Source organism: Roseibium aggregatum, assembly GCF_017309185.1.
Classification (GTDB): domain Bacteria; phylum Pseudomonadota; class Alphaproteobacteria; order Rhizobiales; family Stappiaceae; genus Roseibium; species Roseibium aggregatum_B.
Window position 1 is genome coordinate 226,093 of the sequence record NZ_JAEKJZ010000007.1, and the last position, 17,214, is coordinate 243,306.

The window sequence follows — 17,214 nt, forward strand, 5'->3', positions numbered from 1 at the left end:
CCGTGTTCGCTGGCCTGCCCCTGACCTTTACCGCGCCTTTTGCCCTGGGGGCTCTTGCCCTGTTGCCGGTTATCTGGTGGCTTCTTCGGCTGACGCCGCCCCGGCCGCGCGAAATCCAGTTTCCGCCGACCCGGCTGCTGCTCGACATCGACCGCCATGAGGAAACGCCGCAGCGCAGCCCCTGGTGGCTGACGCTTTTGCGCCTTTTTCTGGCCGCCATGGTCATCGTTGCCCTGGCCGGGCCGGTCTGGCGGACGGCGGACCCGATCGACACCGGCGACGGCATTCTCTGGCTTCTGGTCGACAACGGCTGGACCTCCGCGAAGAGCTGGCCCCAGCAGGTTGGCACCGCGGAACAGCTCCTCGCCGACGCTGAAAACGACGGCCGCCCCGTTTTGCTGGCCGCCACCGCCGACGGCCCATCGCAGGGCTTTGTTCCGGAAGCCGCCGCAAGCGCCCTTGAAAAACTGCGCGCGCTCGAACCGCGCCCCTATCCGCCGGAGCGCAGCGAACTGAATATCGGCCTGCGCAAGGCCGCCGAAAAGTCTGCGCCGGGCGCCGTCGTCTGGCTGACGGACAGCACCCGGACCAAAGGCGCATTTCTGACCGATCTTGCCGCGATCACCGGGAATACGCCCATCACGGTCCTCACCGGACTGGAAACGCCGATGGGCCTGAAGGACCTGTCCAACGATGCCGAGGCGCTCTCGGTCACCGTGGTCCGCCATCCGGAGCGCGATTTGAACACCGCGACCGTCCAGGCGCTCGACCTGAAGGGACTGGTGCTTGGGGAAGTTCAAGCCGTTTTCGGCAGGGACGAGACCGAAACGGAAGCCCGGTTCGAATTGCCGAGCGAATTGCGCAACGACGTTGCCCGGGTGGAAGTGGCTGGAGAGGCCGCCGCCGGAGCGGTTCAACTTGTCGACGACAGCTGGCGGCGCCGAACGGTCGGCCTGGTTTCCGGCCAGTCCGGCGATCTCGATCAGCCTTTGCTGTCGCCACTCTATTACCTGGAACGCGCGCTCGCCCCGTTCTCCGATATCCGCCATCCAAGGGATACGGATATTGCGGATGCGGTCCCGGAGCTCATCGACCAGGGCATCTCGGTTCTGGTGCTGGCCGATGTCGGCCGAATGCCGGACACGACAACCGCGGCCTTGCGCGAATGGGTCCAGAACGGCGGCACCCTTGTCCGCTTCGCCGGACCGCGCACCGCCGGGGGAAGCGACGACCTGATTCCGGTCCGGCTGCGCTCCGGCGACCGCTCGCTCGGCGGGTCGCTGTCGTGGAAACAGCCGCAGCATCTGGCGGATTTTCCAGAGGATTCGCCCTTTTCCGGCCTGAAGGTACCGCAGGAAGTCACCGTGACCCGCCAGGTCCTCGCCGAACCCACGTCCGATCTTCCCGACCGGACCTGGGCGATGCTTGAGGACGGCACGCCACTTGTGACCGCGGGTCCCGTCGGGGCCGGGTCCGTCGTTCTGTTCCATGTCACCGCGGACAGCGCCTGGTCCAATCTCCCGCTTTCCGGCGTTTTCCTGAACATGCTGCGCCGGATCCTTGCGGTTTCGAACGTTGCCGCCGCATCGGAGACATCTGACGACAGCACGGCTTCGAAGGGCGTACTGCCGCCTCTGCGCCTGCTTGACGGCTACGGACGCTTTGGGCCACCCCCGGTGGAAGTGACGCCCGTCAGCGCCGCGTTGTTCCGCGATGCATCGGCGAGCCGCAGGACCCCTCCGGGCCTCTATGGCACCGAGGATGGCTTCCGCGCCCTGAACCTGATGGGAAGCGGCGACGAACTCCTTCCCCTCGCCCTGGAGACTCTTGGCGAACGGGCCGTTGAAGGCGCCTATCCGGAATCGGATCCCATCGACATGAGATCCTTTTTCTTCACCCTCGCCTTCCTCCTGATGGTCGCCGACGCGGTCGCGGTCTTCCTCCTCGCGGGGGGCTTGAGCCGTATCGGCCTGCGCGGCCGGACCGCCGGAACGGCCATCGCCCTTGTGCTCGCCGCGGCTCTGTTCACGGCGGCCGGAAGCGGCCGGGTGGAAGCGCAATCGAACTCGGACGACCTGCGGGCACTGGAGTCCACCCTGCAGACACGGCTGGCCTATGTGCTTACCGGCAATCCGGAAATCGACGACGCCAGCGCGGCAGGGCTTGCCGGGCTGACACAATTTCTGGCCGAACGCACAGCGCTTGAGCCGGGCAAGCCGGTCGCCATCGACATCGCCCGGGACGAGCTTGCCTTCTATTCGCTTCTCTACTGGCCGATCGATCCCGCCATGGACAAGCCGGACGATCAGACGATTGCCCGCATCGACACCTTCATGCGCAACGGCGGCACGATCCTGTTCGACACGCGCGATCACATCAACGCATCGGCCAGCGGCTTCTCGTCGACACCTGCGACGCTGAAACTGCGCGAGATACTCGAGGACCTGGATGTTCCGCCCCTGGAACCGGTTCCGCCCGATCATGTTCTGACCAAGGCCTTCTACCTGCTCAATTCCTTCCCCGGCCGCTATGCCACCAGTCCGCTCTGGGTCGAGAGCCTGGAGGAAGTGGCTGCCCGCGGCGACCGGCCGGTCCGGGCCGGTGACGGTGTTTCGCCGCTCCTGATCACAGGCAACGACTTCGCCGCGGCCTGGGCCATCACCCCGCAAGGCGACTTCATGTATCCGACCGTGCCAAATCACCCGAGACAGCGGGACTTCGCCTTCCGCTCCGGCGTCAACATCGTCATGTACAGCCTGACCGGAAACTACAAGGCCGATCAGGTTCACATCCCCGCTCTCCTCGAGCGGCTCGGACAATAGGTTTCAGGAGCGCCGATGGTCTGGTCCCTTTCCTTCGACCCCTTGCTGCCCGTCTGGGCGCTGAGCATAGGCCTCGTTCTCGCTCTGGTTCTGACGGGGATTTCCGGCTTTCTCGGCCTGCGCGGCTGGACCTTACGGTCGCTCACCATGGGTCTGCTGCTGCTGGCCCTTGTCAACCCGGCCATCGAGCGGGAAGACCGGGAGCCGCTTTCAAGCGTCGTTGCTCTGGTTGTCGACAAGAGCCAGAGCCAGCGGCTTGCGGACAGGGAAACGACGGCGGAGGAAGCAGCGAAGGTCCTGCAAAACCGGATCGAGGCGCTCGGCGCATTCGAGCTCAGGGTTCTGGACGCCCGCAACTCCAATGCCGGCGACGGTACCGAGGTGTTCCAGACCCTGGCCAACGGCCTTGCGGACGTGCCGCCGGAACGGGTCGGTGGCGCGGTTATCGTCACCGACGGCCAGGTTCACGATATTCCCGAAAACGCCGGCGCCCTCGGCTTCGATGCGCCGGTTCACAGCCTGATCACCGGCACCGCCGAAGAGCGCGACCGGCGCATCGTGCTCGACAAGGCCCCCCGCTTCGGTCTCGTCGGCTCTGAACAGACCGTCAGCCTCACGGTCGTCGACCAGGGACAGGGCACCGGTCCCGGCGACCGGGTGCGCGTCACCGTCAAACGGGATGGCGATATCGTCAGCGAACGTGTCGCCCACACCGGCGAAAAGATCGACATACCGGTCGCCATCGCCCATGGCGGGGACAATATTTTCGAATTCGAGGCGGAACCGCTCGACGGCGAGCTGACGGCCCTGAACAACCGTGCCGTGGTCACGATCGACGGCATCCGCGAAAACCTCAGGGTGCTTCTCGTCTCCGGCTCCCCCCATGCCGGGGAACGGACCTGGCGCAACCTGCTCAAATCCGACGCCTCTGTCGATCTGGTGCATTTCACCATTCTGCGCCCGCCGGAAAAGCAGGACGGCACGCCGATCAACGAGCTGTCCCTGATCGCCTTTCCGACGCGCGAACTGTTCTCCGTCAAGATCGACGAATTCGACCTGATCATCTTCGACCGCTATGTCCGGCGCGGCGTCCTGCCGATGCTCTATTTCGATAATATTGCCCGCTACGTGCGCGACGGTGGAGCGGTTCTCCTGGCCGGCGGGCCGGACTATGCCGAGGGCGGCAGCCTGTATCGCACGCCCCTTGCCCCGATCCTGCCTGCCCGGCCCACGGGCACGATCCTGGAGCAGCCATATCACGCCGAACTGGCCGAGATCGGCCTGCGCCATCCGGTGACCAGGGGACTGCCGGGCGCCGATCAGGATCCGCCCGCCTGGAGCCGCTGGTTCCGGGCGGTCGATACCGAACTCGACAAGGGCCAGACCCTGATGAGCGGCCCGAGCGACACGCCACTCCTGGTTCTGAACCGGGAAGGCGAAGGCCGGGTCGCCATGCTCCTGTCCGACCATGTCTGGCTTTGGGCGCGCGGCTATGAGGGCGGCGGCCCCCACGTCCCGCTCCTGCGCCGGCTCGCCCATTGGCTGATGCAGGAACCGGACCTGGAAGAAGAAGCGCTGAAGGTAACGCTGCGCGGCACTGAACTGGCGATCGAACGCCAGACCCTTGGGGAAACGGTCGGAGAGGTGACCGTGGTCTCCCCTACCGGCGACCAGTCAGCAGTCACACTCACCGAACAGGAGCCCGGATTGTGGCGCGGCGGGTCTCTGGCCAATGAAACCGGTCTTTACTCGGTCTCCGATGGCGACATGAGCACCCTCATCCATGTCGGCCCGCAAAATCCGCGCGAATATACCGATGTCCTGTCCACGACGGAGGTTCTCTCTCCTCTGACGGAGGCCACAGGCGGCGCTTCACGGCGCTTGAGAGATATTGGCGGCGACCTTGACGTGCCCCGTGTCGTCTCCATGCGCCAGTCGGCCAGCTACGCGGGCAACGGCTGGATCGGCCTGAAGGCGACCGAGGCCAGCGTCCTGAACGGCGTCGACCGCTATCCGCTGATGGTCGGCCTGCTCGGTCTCGCTCTTCTGCTCGGCGCCCTGTCGATGACCTGGTATCGCGAAGGACGGTAGGCGTTTTCAAGAGAAGACACCGAACCTTCCCCTCTACGGCCCCCCAGCCTGAGGAGGCGCCGCTTTGCGTCTCCTCAAGATGAGATTGAATCTCTAGAGCCCTTCCCGGTCATGTTGAACCATTTGATGGCTTTTGACGGCTCGCTCGGCAAGGCGCGTCGCGAAGTGCGATGCGGTGCATCGTGCGAGCGGCGCAACGCTGCCGATGGGCCGTCAAAAGCCACCCGGCTCGGGCAAAAGCGAGTGAAAAGTCAATCTCTTAGGGCCAGGCAAAATTGGTCTCTGGCTTTGTTGGATAGCGCTTGAGGTGGACAACACCGCTGCGCGCAATCCGCCTCGCCAGAGACCAATTTTGTCTCAGTCAAATGATTCAATATGACCGGGAAGGGCTCTAGCCCCACCCGCCCTGAACGTGCCCGCTCGGCATATCGCCACCGTTCAGGGGCGCGATGAGCAGGCGCGCCGGATCGACCGGACCAGGCAAGGTGATCAGCCCGGGGGGAACCTGTTGGAAGCCGAAGGGGCTGTAATAGGGCGCGTCGCCGACCAGCAACACCGCCTCTTCGCCGGCAGCCGCCGCGGAATCCATCGCCGTGCGCATCAGCGCCTTGCCGAGTCCCCGGTTCTTGAAGTCGGGAGAAACGGTCAAGGGCCCGAGCAGAAGCGCCCGCGTTGTCCCGATCGTGATCGGCGACAGCCGGATGGAGCCGGCAATATGAGGCCCGGCAACGCCGACAAAGGAAAGATCCGGCCGATGCGGCACGTTTTCGCGAATCCGGAACGCGGTACGGGCGAAACGGCCCGGTCCGAACGCCTCTGCCTGGAGATCGTCGATGGTGGCAGTATCGGAAGCCTCTTCGGCCCGTATGGCCCAGGTGGAGAGTTTCATGGGAGAGTTCCTGTCAAGCGGTCTTTTGGAGAAGAACGCGCCTGACTGCTACCCAGACGGAAATGAACCGGTCTATCCGGGAACAGGTCAGCCGCGACGGTGCGAACGAGAAAAATCTCGTCGGCTGGTTCGTCGTCGGAGTGTCAGACCTGCGGTCATGTATCCCAGTCTCGTCCGTGGCTTGAGGGAACTTTGTGCGCTCCCCGGCATTTCCTGAATGAGCGAAAGCGGTTAGCACGCCGCCAGTGTCAGGTCCAGCGCTTTTTTGAAACCGGGTGGCCGCGGCGCCTTTCTCTATCGCTCGGGCCGATTGTTCAATGGCCGGAAACACAGCATTCAGCCGATTGATTTCCGCCGCCTGGAAACGACTTAATCGGGAAACAAATCAAGGAGACTGTCATGGGACTGCTGGTCGACGGCACCTGGAAGGACAAATGGTACGACACGAAGTCAACCGGCGGTAAATTCGTCCGCGAAGACGCCGCCTTCCGGAACTGGATTACCGCGGACGGGTCGCCAGGCCCGAACGGCACCGGCGGCTTCAAGGCGGAAGCGGACCGATATCACCTGTTCGTTTCCTATGCCTGCCCGTGGGCGCACCGGACGCTTGTCTTCCGCAAGCTGAAAAAGCTCGAGGAGATTGTGTCCGTGACCGCAGTCAAGCCGCTCATGCTGGAAAACGGCTGGGAGTTTCCGGAGGTCGAGCCGCTTACCGGCGCGAAATACGCCTGGCACATATATGCCAAGGCCAAGCCGGACTATACCGGCCGGGCGACGGTACCGATCCTGTGGGACCGGAAAAACGAGACCATCGTCAGCAACGAGTCTTCCGAAATCATTCGGATGTTCAACACCGCTTTTGACGGGCTGACCGCTTCAACGGCGGATTTCTACCCCCAGGAGCTCCGCTCCGAAATCGACGCGATCAACGAGCGGGTCTACCACACCGTCAACAACGGCGTTTACAAGTCCGGCTTCGCGACCACCCAGCAGGCGTACGAAGAGGCGGTGCATGCCCTGTTCGATACTCTCGACTTCCTGGAAGACCGCCTGTCGTTCCGGCGCTACCTCGCCGGCGACCGGCTGACGGAAGCCGACTGGCGCCTGTTCACCACCCTCGTCCGGTTCGACGCTGTCTACGTCGGCCATTTCAAGTGCAACGTGCGCAGGATCGAGGACTACCCGAATCTCTCGAACTATCTCCGTGAGCTTTACCAGATGCCCGGAATCGCGGAGACGGTGGACATGGCGACGATCAAGGAACACTACTACGGCTCCCACGAGTCGATTAATCCCACCCGCGTCGTTCCCGTAGGTCCGGACCTGAATTTCGAACGGCCCCACGACCGGAACAGGCTCAAGACCGCCGCCTGAGCGATAACAGCTTCAGCTGACATCCGTCGGCCTCATCGTGATGAGGCCGACGGATGCGGAAAGACAGTTTGAGGCTCTCCCTTACCAACGGCCTCCGGTCGGGAAAGCCCCCGCCTTGTGTTCCGCGAGCCGCCGCGCGGTCGCCGCGCTCAGGCCCTGGGGAAGCGCTTCCAGATCGAAGAAATCCGCTTCGAGGATTTCGGCGTTTGGGGCCAGGAAGTTTTCCCCCCGCGACCAGGCCTGCAGGTGGAACAGGCCGACGTGGTCCCGGCCGGTCGCTTCCTGATTGAGGTAGATGTTGAGAAACGCGGGCGTCTCGACGGCAACGATCCCCGCCTCCTCCCGAACCTCCCGGCACGCGGCTTCGTCGAGACTCTCGCCACCGTCGACGCCCCCGCCCGGAAGATACCATCCCTCGAGGTAACTGTGGCGGACCAGCAGAACCCGGTTCAGCTCGTCTTCCACGATTACCCGGACTCCCAGGCTGTACGGATTGCGGACCAGGCAATAGGACTGCACCAGACGCTTGGTCCAACGCTTTGGAAGCAAAGACAAAATCTTCAACATAAGCTGCGGTCCACGCCCTCAATAGTTGAATAAATACTTCATTAACCCATGCACGCAACGCAAAGCAGCCCTCGCAGAATAGCGCTCCTCTTTCAGGCAATCGATGCCTATATATCGGGCAATATGATGTTTTTGAGGGCAATGCCGCCCTCTGTATTCCAAGATAGGAAACCCGATGTTCAACGCTCTGTTCGGCAAGCGCCGTCGCCGCCACTCGCACTACCAGTGGAAACCCGCCATCGATCTGTCCAACCCGCGCGTCGCCGCGACCTTGATCACCTTCTCCTCCAACTAAGGTTGAGGAAAAGGGTTCGTGGAGGAAACCCATGTTTGGATTCGTGAATGTTATCGGCGCCACCCTGCGCGAGACCACGCTCTCCGCGGAAGGCGATGCCCCGAAGGCTCCGAAAACCGCACCGGCGCTCAAGCCGGTCAAGGCAGGCAGGCCGGTAAAGTAACGGACGTCCGTTCCGGTTCCGGCGTGGCAAAGCCACCTGTTTGAAGGCGCTCCGTCATTTCCCCTTGACGCGGCGCCTTTCGTTTTGAAGATGCGCCTCATGTCCAGCTTCAAACTCGCGCATCTTTCAGATCCCCACCTTGGCCCCCTTCCGGACCCCAAGCTGCTCCAGCTGTTTTCAAAACGTTTCCTGGGCTATCTGAATTGGCAGCGGCACCGCTCCAAGATCATGGGCGCCAGCTACCTGGATAGGCTGATTGAGGACATGAAGGCCAAGGCGCCGGATCATATCGCAATCACCGGCGACCTGGTCAACATCGCGCTCCCGCTCGAAATCAGCGGTGCGAGATCCTGGCTGGAAGAGATCGGCGAGCCACGAAATGTCTCTGTCGTTCCCGGCAACCACGACGCGTATGTTCCAGGCGCGGTCCGCAAGGCCCGCGCCGCCTGGTGGCCCTATATGTGCGCCGACGATGCGCCGGCCGCCCCCGAGGAAGACACGCGGATGGAAGCGACCTTCCCCTACATACGCAAACGCGGCGACATCGCCCTGATCGGCGTGACCACTGGCCGGGCCAGTGCCCCCTGGTTTGCAACGGGACGGGTCGGAAGCAAACAGAGCAAACGGCTTCGCGCCATCCTGGAAGACCTTGGCCGGCAGCCCCTTTTCCGCGTCGTCATGCTGCATCATCCGCCCTTCAAAGACGCCACCCGCTGGCACAAGCGCCTCTCGGATGCCTCGCGCGTCCGTGCAGCCATCAAACGCGCCGGCGCGGAACTGATCCTGCACGGCCATACGCATATCGACAGTTTCGAGAGCATCGAAGGTCCGAACGGTCCCGTCCCGGTGGTCGGCGTCCCCTCGGCGACAAGTGCGCCGGGCGGTAAGAAACCCGCAGCCCGCTACAACCTGTTCACGATCGAAAAGACTGGTTCCGGCTGGTCCTGCAGCATGCAAGAACACGGTTTCGCGGCGCCTGACACCCCCGTTTCCATGATGTCGGAGCGGCAGGTCGCAATCCCGTAAGACCGCCTCGGCGTTCGTCAGGGTCCGGATTCAGGGTTTCATAGACTGACGCCGCCCCTGGCGACCGCGCCCGCGCTTACATCGTCAAGCATTGCGAACGGCCGGGCGCCCGCTCGCGCGCAGGCGACAGGTCAAAGGGGATTGGCGAACCAGGCGAAGGCCACAAGGCCAGCCGCACCGGCCGCAAGGCCGATGACGAACGACCCCGCAACTGTCAGCCAGGGCGCCCTGCCGTCCTCGGCGCGGACAGCCTTGCTGTCGAGCGCCACCTGGCGAAGCCGGTTGTTAAGCCAATCGCCTTCCAGCGCCTTTTCCCGCTCCAGGACGCGCTCGGCGATATATTCCGTCAGGCAATCCGCCATGTCGTCGATATTCGCGGTTTCCAGGATGACCACCCGGCCAAGCCGGGTATCCTTTAAAAACCGGTAGGTCCGCCGGTCGCCACCGACCGCCACGTGGCTGGTTGCATCGATCCACAGGCGCGGCGTGGACCCGGGCAGGATCTGCAAAGAGAACTGATCGTCGTCTTCGGGAATTTCCTTGAAGACGTCCTTCAACTCGTCGGCGAGCATGTCCAGGCGGGCGCGCTCGGTGTCCTGAAGTTCCACGACCACATCCGAGCGCTCCACCTCGCCGAGCTGAACCTTGCGGATCGCGTCGCGCAAGGAGCGCATGCGTGTGTGCGGAACAACGTTATCCTGCATTTCGGACATGAGGCGTCTGACTCCGTATCTACTGCCCTTGGTCAACAGAGTCTTAACCAACTCCTACCGGGACGAAACCGCGACGAGCGCTTTACCACCAGCTATCCACCGGCAATGCTCTGAACATGGTTAACGCATATTAAGGGAATTTTGGCCACCAGGGTACGGTTTCATGAATTTCAGTTCCGCGATGGATCTTGAGGGTGCCAATCCGGCTTTGGAGAACGGTATCAAAGCCTTTTCACCATTCATTCTCATGGCTTGCAGGTTTCTTCGCGCTCTTCTGCACCGGATTGGCGCCTGAAGCGTGCATTCAGGGAATACCCCCGAGCCTGCACGGCCGGCTGGCCCGGGCGCCTGTCATGAGGTATGCAGGAAGAACGCGGTCATCCGGGAGGCATCGCCATGAATGTGGACGGCAAGAAATATCGCACGATCTGGCTTTCGGAAGACGGCAGCGCGGTCGAGATCATCGACCAGACGAAATTCCCCTACGCCTTCGAGATCGCCCGGCTCGAGACAATGGAAGACGCCGCCCACGCCATCCGCGTGATGCAGGTCCGCGGCGCGCCGCTGATCGGGGCAACCGCCGCCTACGGCGTAGCGCTTGCCATGCGCGCCGATCCGTCCGACGCAGCCCTGCACGAGGCTTGCTCCGCTCTTCTCCAGACGCGGCCCACCGCCGTCAACCTGCACTGGGCCCTCGACAAGGCGCGCAAGTCACTCATTCAGATTGCCCCGGACTCCCGCGCGCAAGCCGCCTTCGCGCTCGCAAACGAGATCTGCGACGAGGACATCGCCATCAACATGGCGATCGGCATGCACGGTATGGAACTGATCGTGGAGATCGCCAAGACCAAGCGCGAGGGCGAGCCGGTCAACATCCTGACCCATTGCAACGCCGGATGGCTCGCGACTGTCGACTGGGGCACGGCGACCGCGCCCGTCTACATGTCCCATGACAGCGGCATTGCCGTTCATGTCTGGGTCGACGAGACCCGCCCGCGTAACCAGGGCGCTTTCCTGACGGCCTGGGAACTCGGCCATCACGGTGTGCCGCACACCGTCATCGTCGACAACGCCGGCGGCCATCTGATGCAGCACGGCGAAGTGGACATGGTGATCGTCGGCACCGACCGGACGACAGCGACCGGCGACGTCTGCAACAAGATCGGCACCTATCTGAAGGCACTTGCCGCCAAGGACAACGGCGTGCCCTTCTATGTGGCGCTGCCATCGCCGACCATCGATTTTTCCCTCTCCGACGGCGTGCGCGAAATTCCCATCGAGGAACGCGGCGGCGAGGAAGTCAGCCGCATGACCGGACGCAGCCAGAACGGCGCCATCGAAACCATCGACATCGTCGCCGAGGGCTCTGACGTCGGCAACCCCGCCTTCGACGTAACTCCTGCCCGGCTGGTGACCGGCCTCATCACCGAACGCGGTGTTCTGGCGGCGAACCGTCAGGCGATTGCCGGAGCGTTTCCGGAGCGGGTCAAGGCAAGTGCCTAGGTTTCACGATGGGGCCGCGGCACTATTCCGAAGGGCCCTCGATCACCGGCACATGCGGCGCCTTGTCCTTCGGATAGAGACCTGAGAGACGTGGATCGTCGTCGACTTCGATGGCCCGCTTGTAGGGTTTGAAACCGCAGGACATGTAGAATCCGATGGCCTGCGGGCTGTCGCCCGTACAGGTGTGTACCCAGAACCTCTCCGTATCCGGCCGCGACCAGACCCTTTCGACGGCCTGAGCCATAAGCCAACGCCCCGCGCCGCCGCCGATCGCCTCCGGGATCAGGCCGAAGTAGGCAAGTTCCGGCTCCGCCGGATTGGCAAAGTCGAGTTCCAGGATACCCACCGGTTTACCGTCAACGATCGGGCGGAAACTCTCCCGGGTCGGTTCCGCGAGCAGGGCCGCGAGTCCGGCATCGTCCAGTGTCAGGCGCCCGAACCAGATCCAGTCGCCGCCGACCTGCCTGAAAAGAGCGCGATACTCCTCGAGATCCGGTTCGTGCCAGCGTTCCAGGACGAGGTCCGGCCGCGGCCGCGACAGCGGCTGGTCGGGGGCCTTGAGCATTTCCAGAAAGGTCACGACAAAGGCCACCTTGCCTTCGGGAATATCCGTATAGCCGTTCAAATCGATCAGCGTTTCGTGCATTGGTCGCCCTTTCACTTGTCCGTGCCGAACCTGATACCAATCCAGCCCTGCCGCCCCAAGGCCGAAATTCGCGATTTGCGTTCGGTTAATCACCCGTTAACCATGCCGTGAGAAGCTGCCAGTCGTATCCAGGAAAGATGCGAACATGCCTAAAGTCGGAAACTACGTTCAACGCGATTATCACTCCAGGTTCCGCTCGCAGCGGAAGTCGACGTGGTCCGACTACAACAAATCCTGGAGCCAGCGCCGCGCCGCCTCGGCGGAAAAAATGCAGCAGCTGCGCAACGTCGCCGCGTCCTTCACGACGATCAGCACCGACGCTTCACTGGCCACGACCTCCTTTGTCATGCAAAACACCGGCTCCAGCACAAGCTACGCCAGCCCGACGGCGGTGATGTCGCGTATCAGCAAATACGTCTGAAGACTCCGGATGCGCCGGCGCTACTCCTGGAGCAGCGCTCAGATCGAGCCGATGGTTTTCAGCTTGATGCGGGGATGAACCTCGGCCTGGCTCATGACGGTTGTATGCGCCCGGAACCGCTCGACGATGGACCGTACGAACGGCCGGGTCTGCGGCGACGTCAGGAGAACGGGAACCTCGCCCTGCTGAGCGGCATCCTCGAAGGCGTCGCGCACGCGGCCGACAAACTCCTGCAGCTTGCTCGGCTGCATGGCGAGCTGACGGTCGTCGCCCTCGCCGACAATGGCTTCCAGAAACGCCTGCTCCCATTGCGGTGACAGCGCGATCAGCGGCAGATAGCCGCCCGGTGCCAGATTGGCCGCGCAGATCTGCCGGCCGAGCCGGGTGCGCACGTGCTCGGCGATGGTGTCGGTGTTGCGCGTCATGCCGGTCGCCTCGGAGACGCCTTCCAGGATCGTGCCCAGATCGCGCACCGAAATGCGTTCGTTCAGGAGGGTCTGCAGGACGCGTTGAATGCCCGAGACCGTGATCTGGGAGGGAATGAGATCCTCCACCAGCTTGGCCTGGTCGCCCTTCAGCTCCTTCAAGAGCTTCTGCACATCGCCATAGGTCAGAAGCTCGCTGATGTTGGATTTGATCGTTTCCGTCAGATGGGTGGAGAGCACCGTCGCCGGATCGACCACCGTGTAACCGCGCAACGAGGCGTCTTCTCGGTACTGCGCCTCGACCCAGGTTGCCGGCAGGCCGAACGTCGGCTCGGTCGTGTGGGTTCCCGGCAGCTTGACCTGCCCGCCCGCCGGATCCATCACCATGTAGTGGTTCGGATAGAGATTGCCGCGCCCGGCCTCCACTTCCTTGACCTTGATGACATAGTCGTTGGCTGCCAGCTGAATATTGTCCAGGATCCGGACGGGCGGCATGATCACGCCCATGTCGCCGGCCACCTGCCGGCGCAAAGCCTTGATCTGCTGTGTCAGCACGTCGGCATCGGACTGCGCCTTGCCGTTGATAAGCGGCAGCAGCGCGTAGCCGAGTTCGATCCGCAGCTCGTCCATCTTCAGCGCGTCGGTGATCGGCGGTTCGGGCGGCGGTTTCGGCGCGGCCTCGATGGCTTTTGCCTCGGCCACCTTGGCCGCTTCCTTTTTCTTCTTCGCGCCGACCTGATAAGCCAGATAGGCAGCCCCACCGGCCAGGCCGAGGAACGGCACCATCGGCATGCCCGGCAGCATCGCCAGGATCACCATGACCGCCGCCGACATGCCGAGCGCCTTCGGGTAACCGGTGAACTGCGCCGACAGGGCCTTGTCGGCCGCGCCGTGCACACCGGCTTTGGAGACGAGAAGGCCCGCCGCGGTCGAAACGATCAGCGCCGGGATCTGCGACACCAGGCCGTCGCCGATGGTCAGAAGCGTGTAGTTGTTGGCCGCTTCCGAAAAGGACAGCTCCATCTGGCCGACGCCGATGAAGATCCCGCCCAGGATATTGATGAATGTGATCAGAAGCCCGGCGATGGCATCGCCGCGCACGAATTTGGAAGCACCGTCCATCGCCCCGAAGAACGCGCTTTCGTCCTCGAGCGCCTTGCGCCGGACCTTCGCCTCCGCCTCGTCGATGAGACCGGCCGACAGGTCCGCGTCGATCGCCATCTGCTTGCCCGGCATCGCATCGAGGGTGAAGCGCGCCGCGACTTCCGCGATACGGCCCGAACCCTTGGTGATGACGACGAAGTTCACGATCACCAGGATCGCGAAGACGATGATCCCGATGACGAAGTTCCCGCCCATGACGAGATTGCCGAAGGACTGAATGACGTTTCCGGCCGCCGCGGTACCCTCGTGACCGTTGGCGAGGATCAGCCGGGTCGACGAAATGTTGAGACCGAGCCGCAACATGGTCGCGATCAGGAGAACGGTCGGAAAGGAGGAGAACTCCAGCGGCCGCTGAATGAACAGGCCGGTCATCAGGATCATGACCGAAAAGATGATCGACACCGCGAGAAACGTGTCGAGCATCATCGGCGGCATCGGCAGGATCAGAAGCGTCAGGATGACCAGAATACCGGTGGCAAGGCCAACGTCACCCTTGCGCAGGGTATCGATCAGTTCCTGAAGGGTCGGAAAACCGGAAACGCCGGCCGCCTGCGGCGCCGCTGCCGCCGGCTGATCCGCCGCCGGGCCCGCGGGGGTCCCGCCCCCCTGTTGTCCGCCTGCCGCCGTGTCCGACATTCTTAAACCCGGTTTCCAGCCCCTACCGGGCCGTCAGTTGATACCGCCTGCGATTTCATGCGTCAGATCCGGGCTTCGCCCGGCCCCGGTACGCTGACCCCTTCATCGGTGTACTGGTTCAGTTTGTTGCGCAGCGTCCTGATGGAAATACCCAGAATTTTCGCCGCATGCGTCCGGTTGCCCAGACAATGATCGAGCGTGTCGAGGATCAGGTCGCGCTCCACATCGGCCACGGTCCGCCCGACGAAGGACCGGGTCACGGCTTCCGCGGTCTGCACGGCCTGTTCCGCCGGCCCCCGCGCCACCGTCAGCGGCGAGCCGTCCGGCATGCGGATGGCCTCCACCCCGATCTCCTCGCTGCCGGCGAGCAGTACGGCGCGGTGCATGGTGTTTTCCAGCTCGCGCACGTTGCCCGGCCACGGATTGGTCAACAGCGCTTGACGGGCCTCAACGGAAACGGGCCTGACCGGCACTCCGTTGGCCTCCGAGTAATGCTTGATGAAGAACTGGGCGAGTTCCATGACATCCGCCGGCCGCTCCCGGAGTGCGGGCAGTTTCAGGTTCACCACATTCAGCCGGAACAGCAGATCTTCGCGGAACTGGCCCTGACGCACGCTTTCGGCCAGATCCCGGTTCGAAGTCGCCAGGATCCGGATATTCACCGGAACGGGGCGGGTGCCGCCGACGCGGTCGATCACCCGTTCCTGGAGCGCACGCAGAAGCTTGGCCTGCAGGCGCACATCCATTTCGGAAATCTCGTCCAGCAGCAGCGTTCCGCCGTCGGCTTCCTCGAACTTGCCGATCCGGCGCGCCACCGCCCCGGTGAAGGCGCCTTTCTCGTGTCCGAACAACTCCGATTCAAGCAGGTGCTCCGGAATGGCGGCACAGTTGATCGAAATGAACGGCTGCGAGGCCCGGTTCGAGCATTTGTGCACATGCCGGGCAATGACTTCCTTGCCGGTACCGGACTCACCGGTGATCAGCACGGAGGCCTCCGAGGGCGCCACCTGTTCGGCAAGCTTGACCACGGCCGCCATGGCCTCGTCGCGGTAGATAAGATCGCCGCGCTCCTGCGCGACCGCGGCAATCACCGCCGCGATCATTTCCGGATCCGGCGGCAGCGGGATATATTCCTTGGCCCCCGCGCGGATGGCGGTGACCGCCGCCTTCGCGTCCGTGTCGACGCCGCAGGCGACCACCGGAACATGGACCCGCTCGTTCTGAAGCTTCTGGATCAGGCCGGCAATGTCGAGATGGACCTCGACCATCATGAGATCCGCGCCGCGCCCGGATCTCAGGACCTTGAGCGCGCCCTCGATATCGTCTGCGTGCGTGACCTGAGCACCGCCCTGCATGGCCATTTTCGATGCCGTTGTCAGCTGACCGCCGAGCGTTCCGACAATTAACAGACGCATCCGTTATCCTTCCTACCGGTCCGTCTTGATGATTTCCGTCATGGTCACACCGAGTTTGTCCTCCACCAGGACAACCTCACCGCGCGCCACGAGCCGGTCGTTTACGTAAATATCGATTGCCTCGCCCACTTTCCGGTCAAGCTCCAGAACGGTACCGGAGGCCAGCTTGAGCAGGTCGGAAACATGCATCTTAGAATGCCCGAGGACCGCCGAGATCCGGACGGGCACGTCGAACACCGCCTCCAGATCCGCCGCCGATTGCGGCCCGAGCGCCTCTTCGCCCAATGGGCCGCGCTGCGGGGCTTCCAGTTCGTCGAGCGGAATGTTGGTATCTTGCTGGTCGCTCATACGTCAGTGTCCTTTTGTGCCGACGTTCCGGGCGTTTTTCCCCGCGTCTCCGCGCCGCGCGCGCGCAAATAGGTGCGGATGCTCGCGTCGATGTCGTTCTCCAGGGCTTTTCGGTCCCGTTTGATGCCGCCATCGGCCCATTCGATATGGCAGTCGCCCCGCCCGATCTCCGGTTCGCCGAGAATGACCAGCCGGCCCTCGAAGCCCTTCTCATGGACAATCGGATCCACCTGAGCCTTGAGAGCCTCCACGTCCTTTTCCGCGATACGGATCACGAGATGCGGGGAACGGCGCAACGGCCCGAGACATTCTGACACCAAAGCCACGGTCTCCGCCAGCGGCTGACGCGCGATCAGATGGGCGCAAAGGCGTCTAGCCACAAGAAATGCGAGGCTGACGGCATCTTTTTCCTGAGCCGCCTGATGCTCGTCCAGCGTCTTCAGGACGTCGCCCACGGCATCCACCAGACGGCCGGCCGCCGCGGTCAGCAGCGTCTCCTGTTTGGTCTGCAGGTCCTGAAGGGCCTTTGTCCGCCCCTCCTCGAAAGCCTGAGCCCTGGCCTTCTTGAGCAGCTGCTCGTGTTCGGCGACCGGAATCGTCGGGATTTCCGGCTCGGGCGGCGCGACCACTTCCGGCTCCTCCGGTTCGGAGAAGTCGACATTGAACAGAAATTTCGGCGGGTTCGTCATGCTGCCCATTCTTCTGAAACTCGATAA

Annotated in this window: 15 protein-coding genes; 7 read left to right on the top strand and 8 right to left on the bottom strand. The window is 63.3% G+C overall.

What is annotated here, in order from left to right; translation table 11 throughout:
* The first annotated feature begins 2 nt into the window (after window positions 1-2).
* Entirely contained in the window at window positions 3-2,822 is a 2,820-nt protein-coding gene (locus tag JF539_RS25175; RefSeq protein ID WP_207143704.1) for a DUF4159 domain-containing protein, read from the top strand.
* A gap of 15 nt (window positions 2,823-2,837) precedes the next feature.
* Window positions 2,838-4,913 (top strand): hypothetical protein, encoded by a 2,076-nt coding sequence (locus JF539_RS25180; protein ID WP_207143706.1) that lies wholly within the window; start codon window positions 2,838-2,840, stop codon window positions 4,911-4,913.
* Between the two features lie 391 nt (window positions 4,914-5,304).
* Here JF539_RS25180 and JF539_RS25185 read toward each other — a convergent pair whose 3' ends face one another.
* Window positions 5,305-5,802, bottom strand: a complete 498-nt coding sequence (locus tag JF539_RS25185) for a GNAT family N-acetyltransferase (RefSeq protein ID WP_207143709.1) — start codon at window positions 5,800-5,802, stop codon at window positions 5,305-5,307.
* A 399-nt stretch (window positions 5,803-6,201) separates the two neighbouring features.
* Between JF539_RS25185 and JF539_RS25190 the strand changes: the two genes are divergently transcribed.
* The gene (locus tag JF539_RS25190; RefSeq protein WP_207143712.1) at window positions 6,202-7,176 is read left to right on the top strand and encodes a glutathione S-transferase family protein; all 975 of its coding nucleotides are present in this window, start codon (window positions 6,202-6,204) and stop codon (window positions 7,174-7,176) included.
* A gap of 81 nt (window positions 7,177-7,257) precedes the next feature.
* Here JF539_RS25190 and JF539_RS25195 read toward each other — a convergent pair whose 3' ends face one another.
* Complete coding sequence (locus tag JF539_RS25195; RefSeq protein ID WP_207143715.1) at window positions 7,258-7,743, bottom strand: NUDIX domain-containing protein; 486 nt, start codon at window positions 7,741-7,743, stop codon at window positions 7,258-7,260.
* Between the two features lie 326 nt (window positions 7,744-8,069).
* Here JF539_RS25195 and JF539_RS27945 point away from each other — a divergent pair, with 326 nt between their 5' ends.
* Window positions 8,070-8,201 carry a hypothetical protein gene (locus JF539_RS27945; protein ID WP_268957603.1) on the top strand — a complete coding sequence of 44 codons (132 nt, stop codon included), beginning with the start codon at window positions 8,070-8,072 and terminating at the stop codon, window positions 8,199-8,201.
* 99 nt (window positions 8,202-8,300) lie between these two features.
* Window positions 8,301-9,227, top strand: coding sequence for a metallophosphoesterase family protein (locus JF539_RS25200; RefSeq protein WP_207143719.1), 927 nt, complete (start codon window positions 8,301-8,303; stop codon window positions 9,225-9,227).
* A gap of 131 nt (window positions 9,228-9,358) precedes the next feature.
* On the opposite strand, the gene JF539_RS25205 is transcribed toward JF539_RS25200, so the two are convergent.
* Complete coding sequence (locus JF539_RS25205; protein WP_207143722.1) at window positions 9,359-9,940, bottom strand: hypothetical protein; 582 nt, start codon at window positions 9,938-9,940, stop codon at window positions 9,359-9,361.
* 396 nt (window positions 9,941-10,336) lie between these two features.
* Between JF539_RS25205 and mtnA the strand changes: the two genes are divergently transcribed.
* Window positions 10,337-11,443, top strand: coding sequence for an S-methyl-5-thioribose-1-phosphate isomerase (mtnA, locus tag JF539_RS25210; RefSeq protein WP_207143924.1), 1,107 nt, complete (start codon window positions 10,337-10,339; stop codon window positions 11,441-11,443).
* Between the two features lie 22 nt (window positions 11,444-11,465).
* On the opposite strand, the gene JF539_RS25215 is transcribed toward mtnA, so the two are convergent.
* Entirely contained in the window at window positions 11,466-12,089 is a 624-nt protein-coding gene (locus JF539_RS25215; RefSeq protein WP_207143724.1) for a GNAT family N-acetyltransferase, read from the bottom strand.
* Between the two features lie 145 nt (window positions 12,090-12,234).
* On the opposite strand from JF539_RS25215, the gene JF539_RS25220 reads away from it, so the two are divergent.
* A complete protein-coding gene (locus JF539_RS25220; protein ID WP_207143726.1) occupies window positions 12,235-12,510 on the top strand; it encodes a flagellar biosynthesis protein in 276 nt (91 codons plus the stop codon).
* A gap of 38 nt (window positions 12,511-12,548) precedes the next feature.
* Here JF539_RS25220 and flhA read toward each other — a convergent pair whose 3' ends face one another.
* The 4 genes from flhA to JF539_RS25240 all read right to left on the bottom strand — a co-directional run bounded on the left by flhA (window position 12,549) and on the right by JF539_RS25240 (window position 17,187).
* Window positions 12,549-14,735 carry a flagellar biosynthesis protein FlhA gene (flhA, locus tag JF539_RS25225; protein ID WP_207143729.1) on the bottom strand — a complete coding sequence of 729 codons (2,187 nt, stop codon included), beginning with the start codon at window positions 14,733-14,735 and terminating at the stop codon, window positions 12,549-12,551.
* Window positions 14,736-14,797: 62 nt separating this feature from the next.
* Window positions 14,798-16,150 carry a sigma-54-dependent transcriptional regulator gene (locus tag JF539_RS25230; protein ID WP_207143732.1) on the bottom strand — a complete coding sequence of 451 codons (1,353 nt, stop codon included), beginning with the start codon at window positions 16,148-16,150 and terminating at the stop codon, window positions 14,798-14,800.
* 12 nt (window positions 16,151-16,162) lie between these two features.
* Window positions 16,163-16,498, bottom strand: coding sequence for a flagellar motor switch protein FliN (gene fliN / locus JF539_RS25235; protein ID WP_207143735.1), 336 nt, complete (start codon window positions 16,496-16,498; stop codon window positions 16,163-16,165).
* Window positions 16,495-17,187 carry a FliH/SctL family protein gene (locus tag JF539_RS25240; RefSeq protein ID WP_209017588.1) on the bottom strand — a complete coding sequence of 231 codons (693 nt, stop codon included), beginning with the start codon at window positions 17,185-17,187 and terminating at the stop codon, window positions 16,495-16,497. Before JF539_RS25240 ends, fliN begins: the two co-directional genes overlap by 4 nt.
* Window positions 17,188-17,214: the final 27 nt, after the last annotated feature.

What these genes read in the sequence shown, in the direction of transcription:
- JF539_RS25180 (WP_207143706.1), top strand. Translation starts at nt 2,838, where the DNA reads ATGGTCTGGTCCCTTTCCTTCGACCCCTTGCTGCCCGTCTGGGCGCTG.
- JF539_RS25185 (WP_207143709.1), bottom strand. Translation starts at nt 5,802, where the DNA reads ATGAAACTCTCCACCTGGGCCATACGGGCCGAAGAGGCTTCCGATACT.
- JF539_RS25190 (WP_207143712.1), top strand. Translation starts at nt 6,202, where the DNA reads ATGGGACTGCTGGTCGACGGCACCTGGAAGGACAAATGGTACGACACG.
- JF539_RS25195 (WP_207143715.1), bottom strand. Translation starts at nt 7,743, where the DNA reads ATGTTGAAGATTTTGTCTTTGCTTCCAAAGCGTTGGACCAAGCGTCTG.
- JF539_RS27945 (WP_268957603.1), top strand. Translation starts at nt 8,070, where the DNA reads ATGTTTGGATTCGTGAATGTTATCGGCGCCACCCTGCGCGAGACCACG.
- JF539_RS25200 (WP_207143719.1), top strand. Translation starts at nt 8,301, where the DNA reads ATGTCCAGCTTCAAACTCGCGCATCTTTCAGATCCCCACCTTGGCCCC.
- JF539_RS25205 (WP_207143722.1), bottom strand. Translation starts at nt 9,940, where the DNA reads ATGTCCGAAATGCAGGATAACGTTGTTCCGCACACACGCATGCGCTCC.
- mtnA (WP_207143924.1), top strand. Translation starts at nt 10,337, where the DNA reads ATGAATGTGGACGGCAAGAAATATCGCACGATCTGGCTTTCGGAAGAC.
- JF539_RS25215 (WP_207143724.1), bottom strand. Translation starts at nt 12,089, where the DNA reads ATGCACGAAACGCTGATCGATTTGAACGGCTATACGGATATTCCCGAA.
- JF539_RS25220 (WP_207143726.1), top strand. Translation starts at nt 12,235, where the DNA reads ATGCCTAAAGTCGGAAACTACGTTCAACGCGATTATCACTCCAGGTTC.
- flhA (WP_207143729.1), bottom strand. Translation starts at nt 14,735, where the DNA reads ATGTCGGACACGGCGGCAGGCGGACAACAGGGGGGCGGGACCCCCGCG.
- JF539_RS25230 (WP_207143732.1), bottom strand. Translation starts at nt 16,150, where the DNA reads ATGCGTCTGTTAATTGTCGGAACGCTCGGCGGTCAGCTGACAACGGCA.
- fliN (WP_207143735.1), bottom strand. Translation starts at nt 16,498, where the DNA reads ATGAGCGACCAGCAAGATACCAACATTCCGCTCGACGAACTGGAAGCC.
- JF539_RS25240 (WP_209017588.1), bottom strand. Translation starts at nt 17,187, where the DNA reads ATGACGAACCCGCCGAAATTTCTGTTCAATGTCGACTTCTCCGAACCG.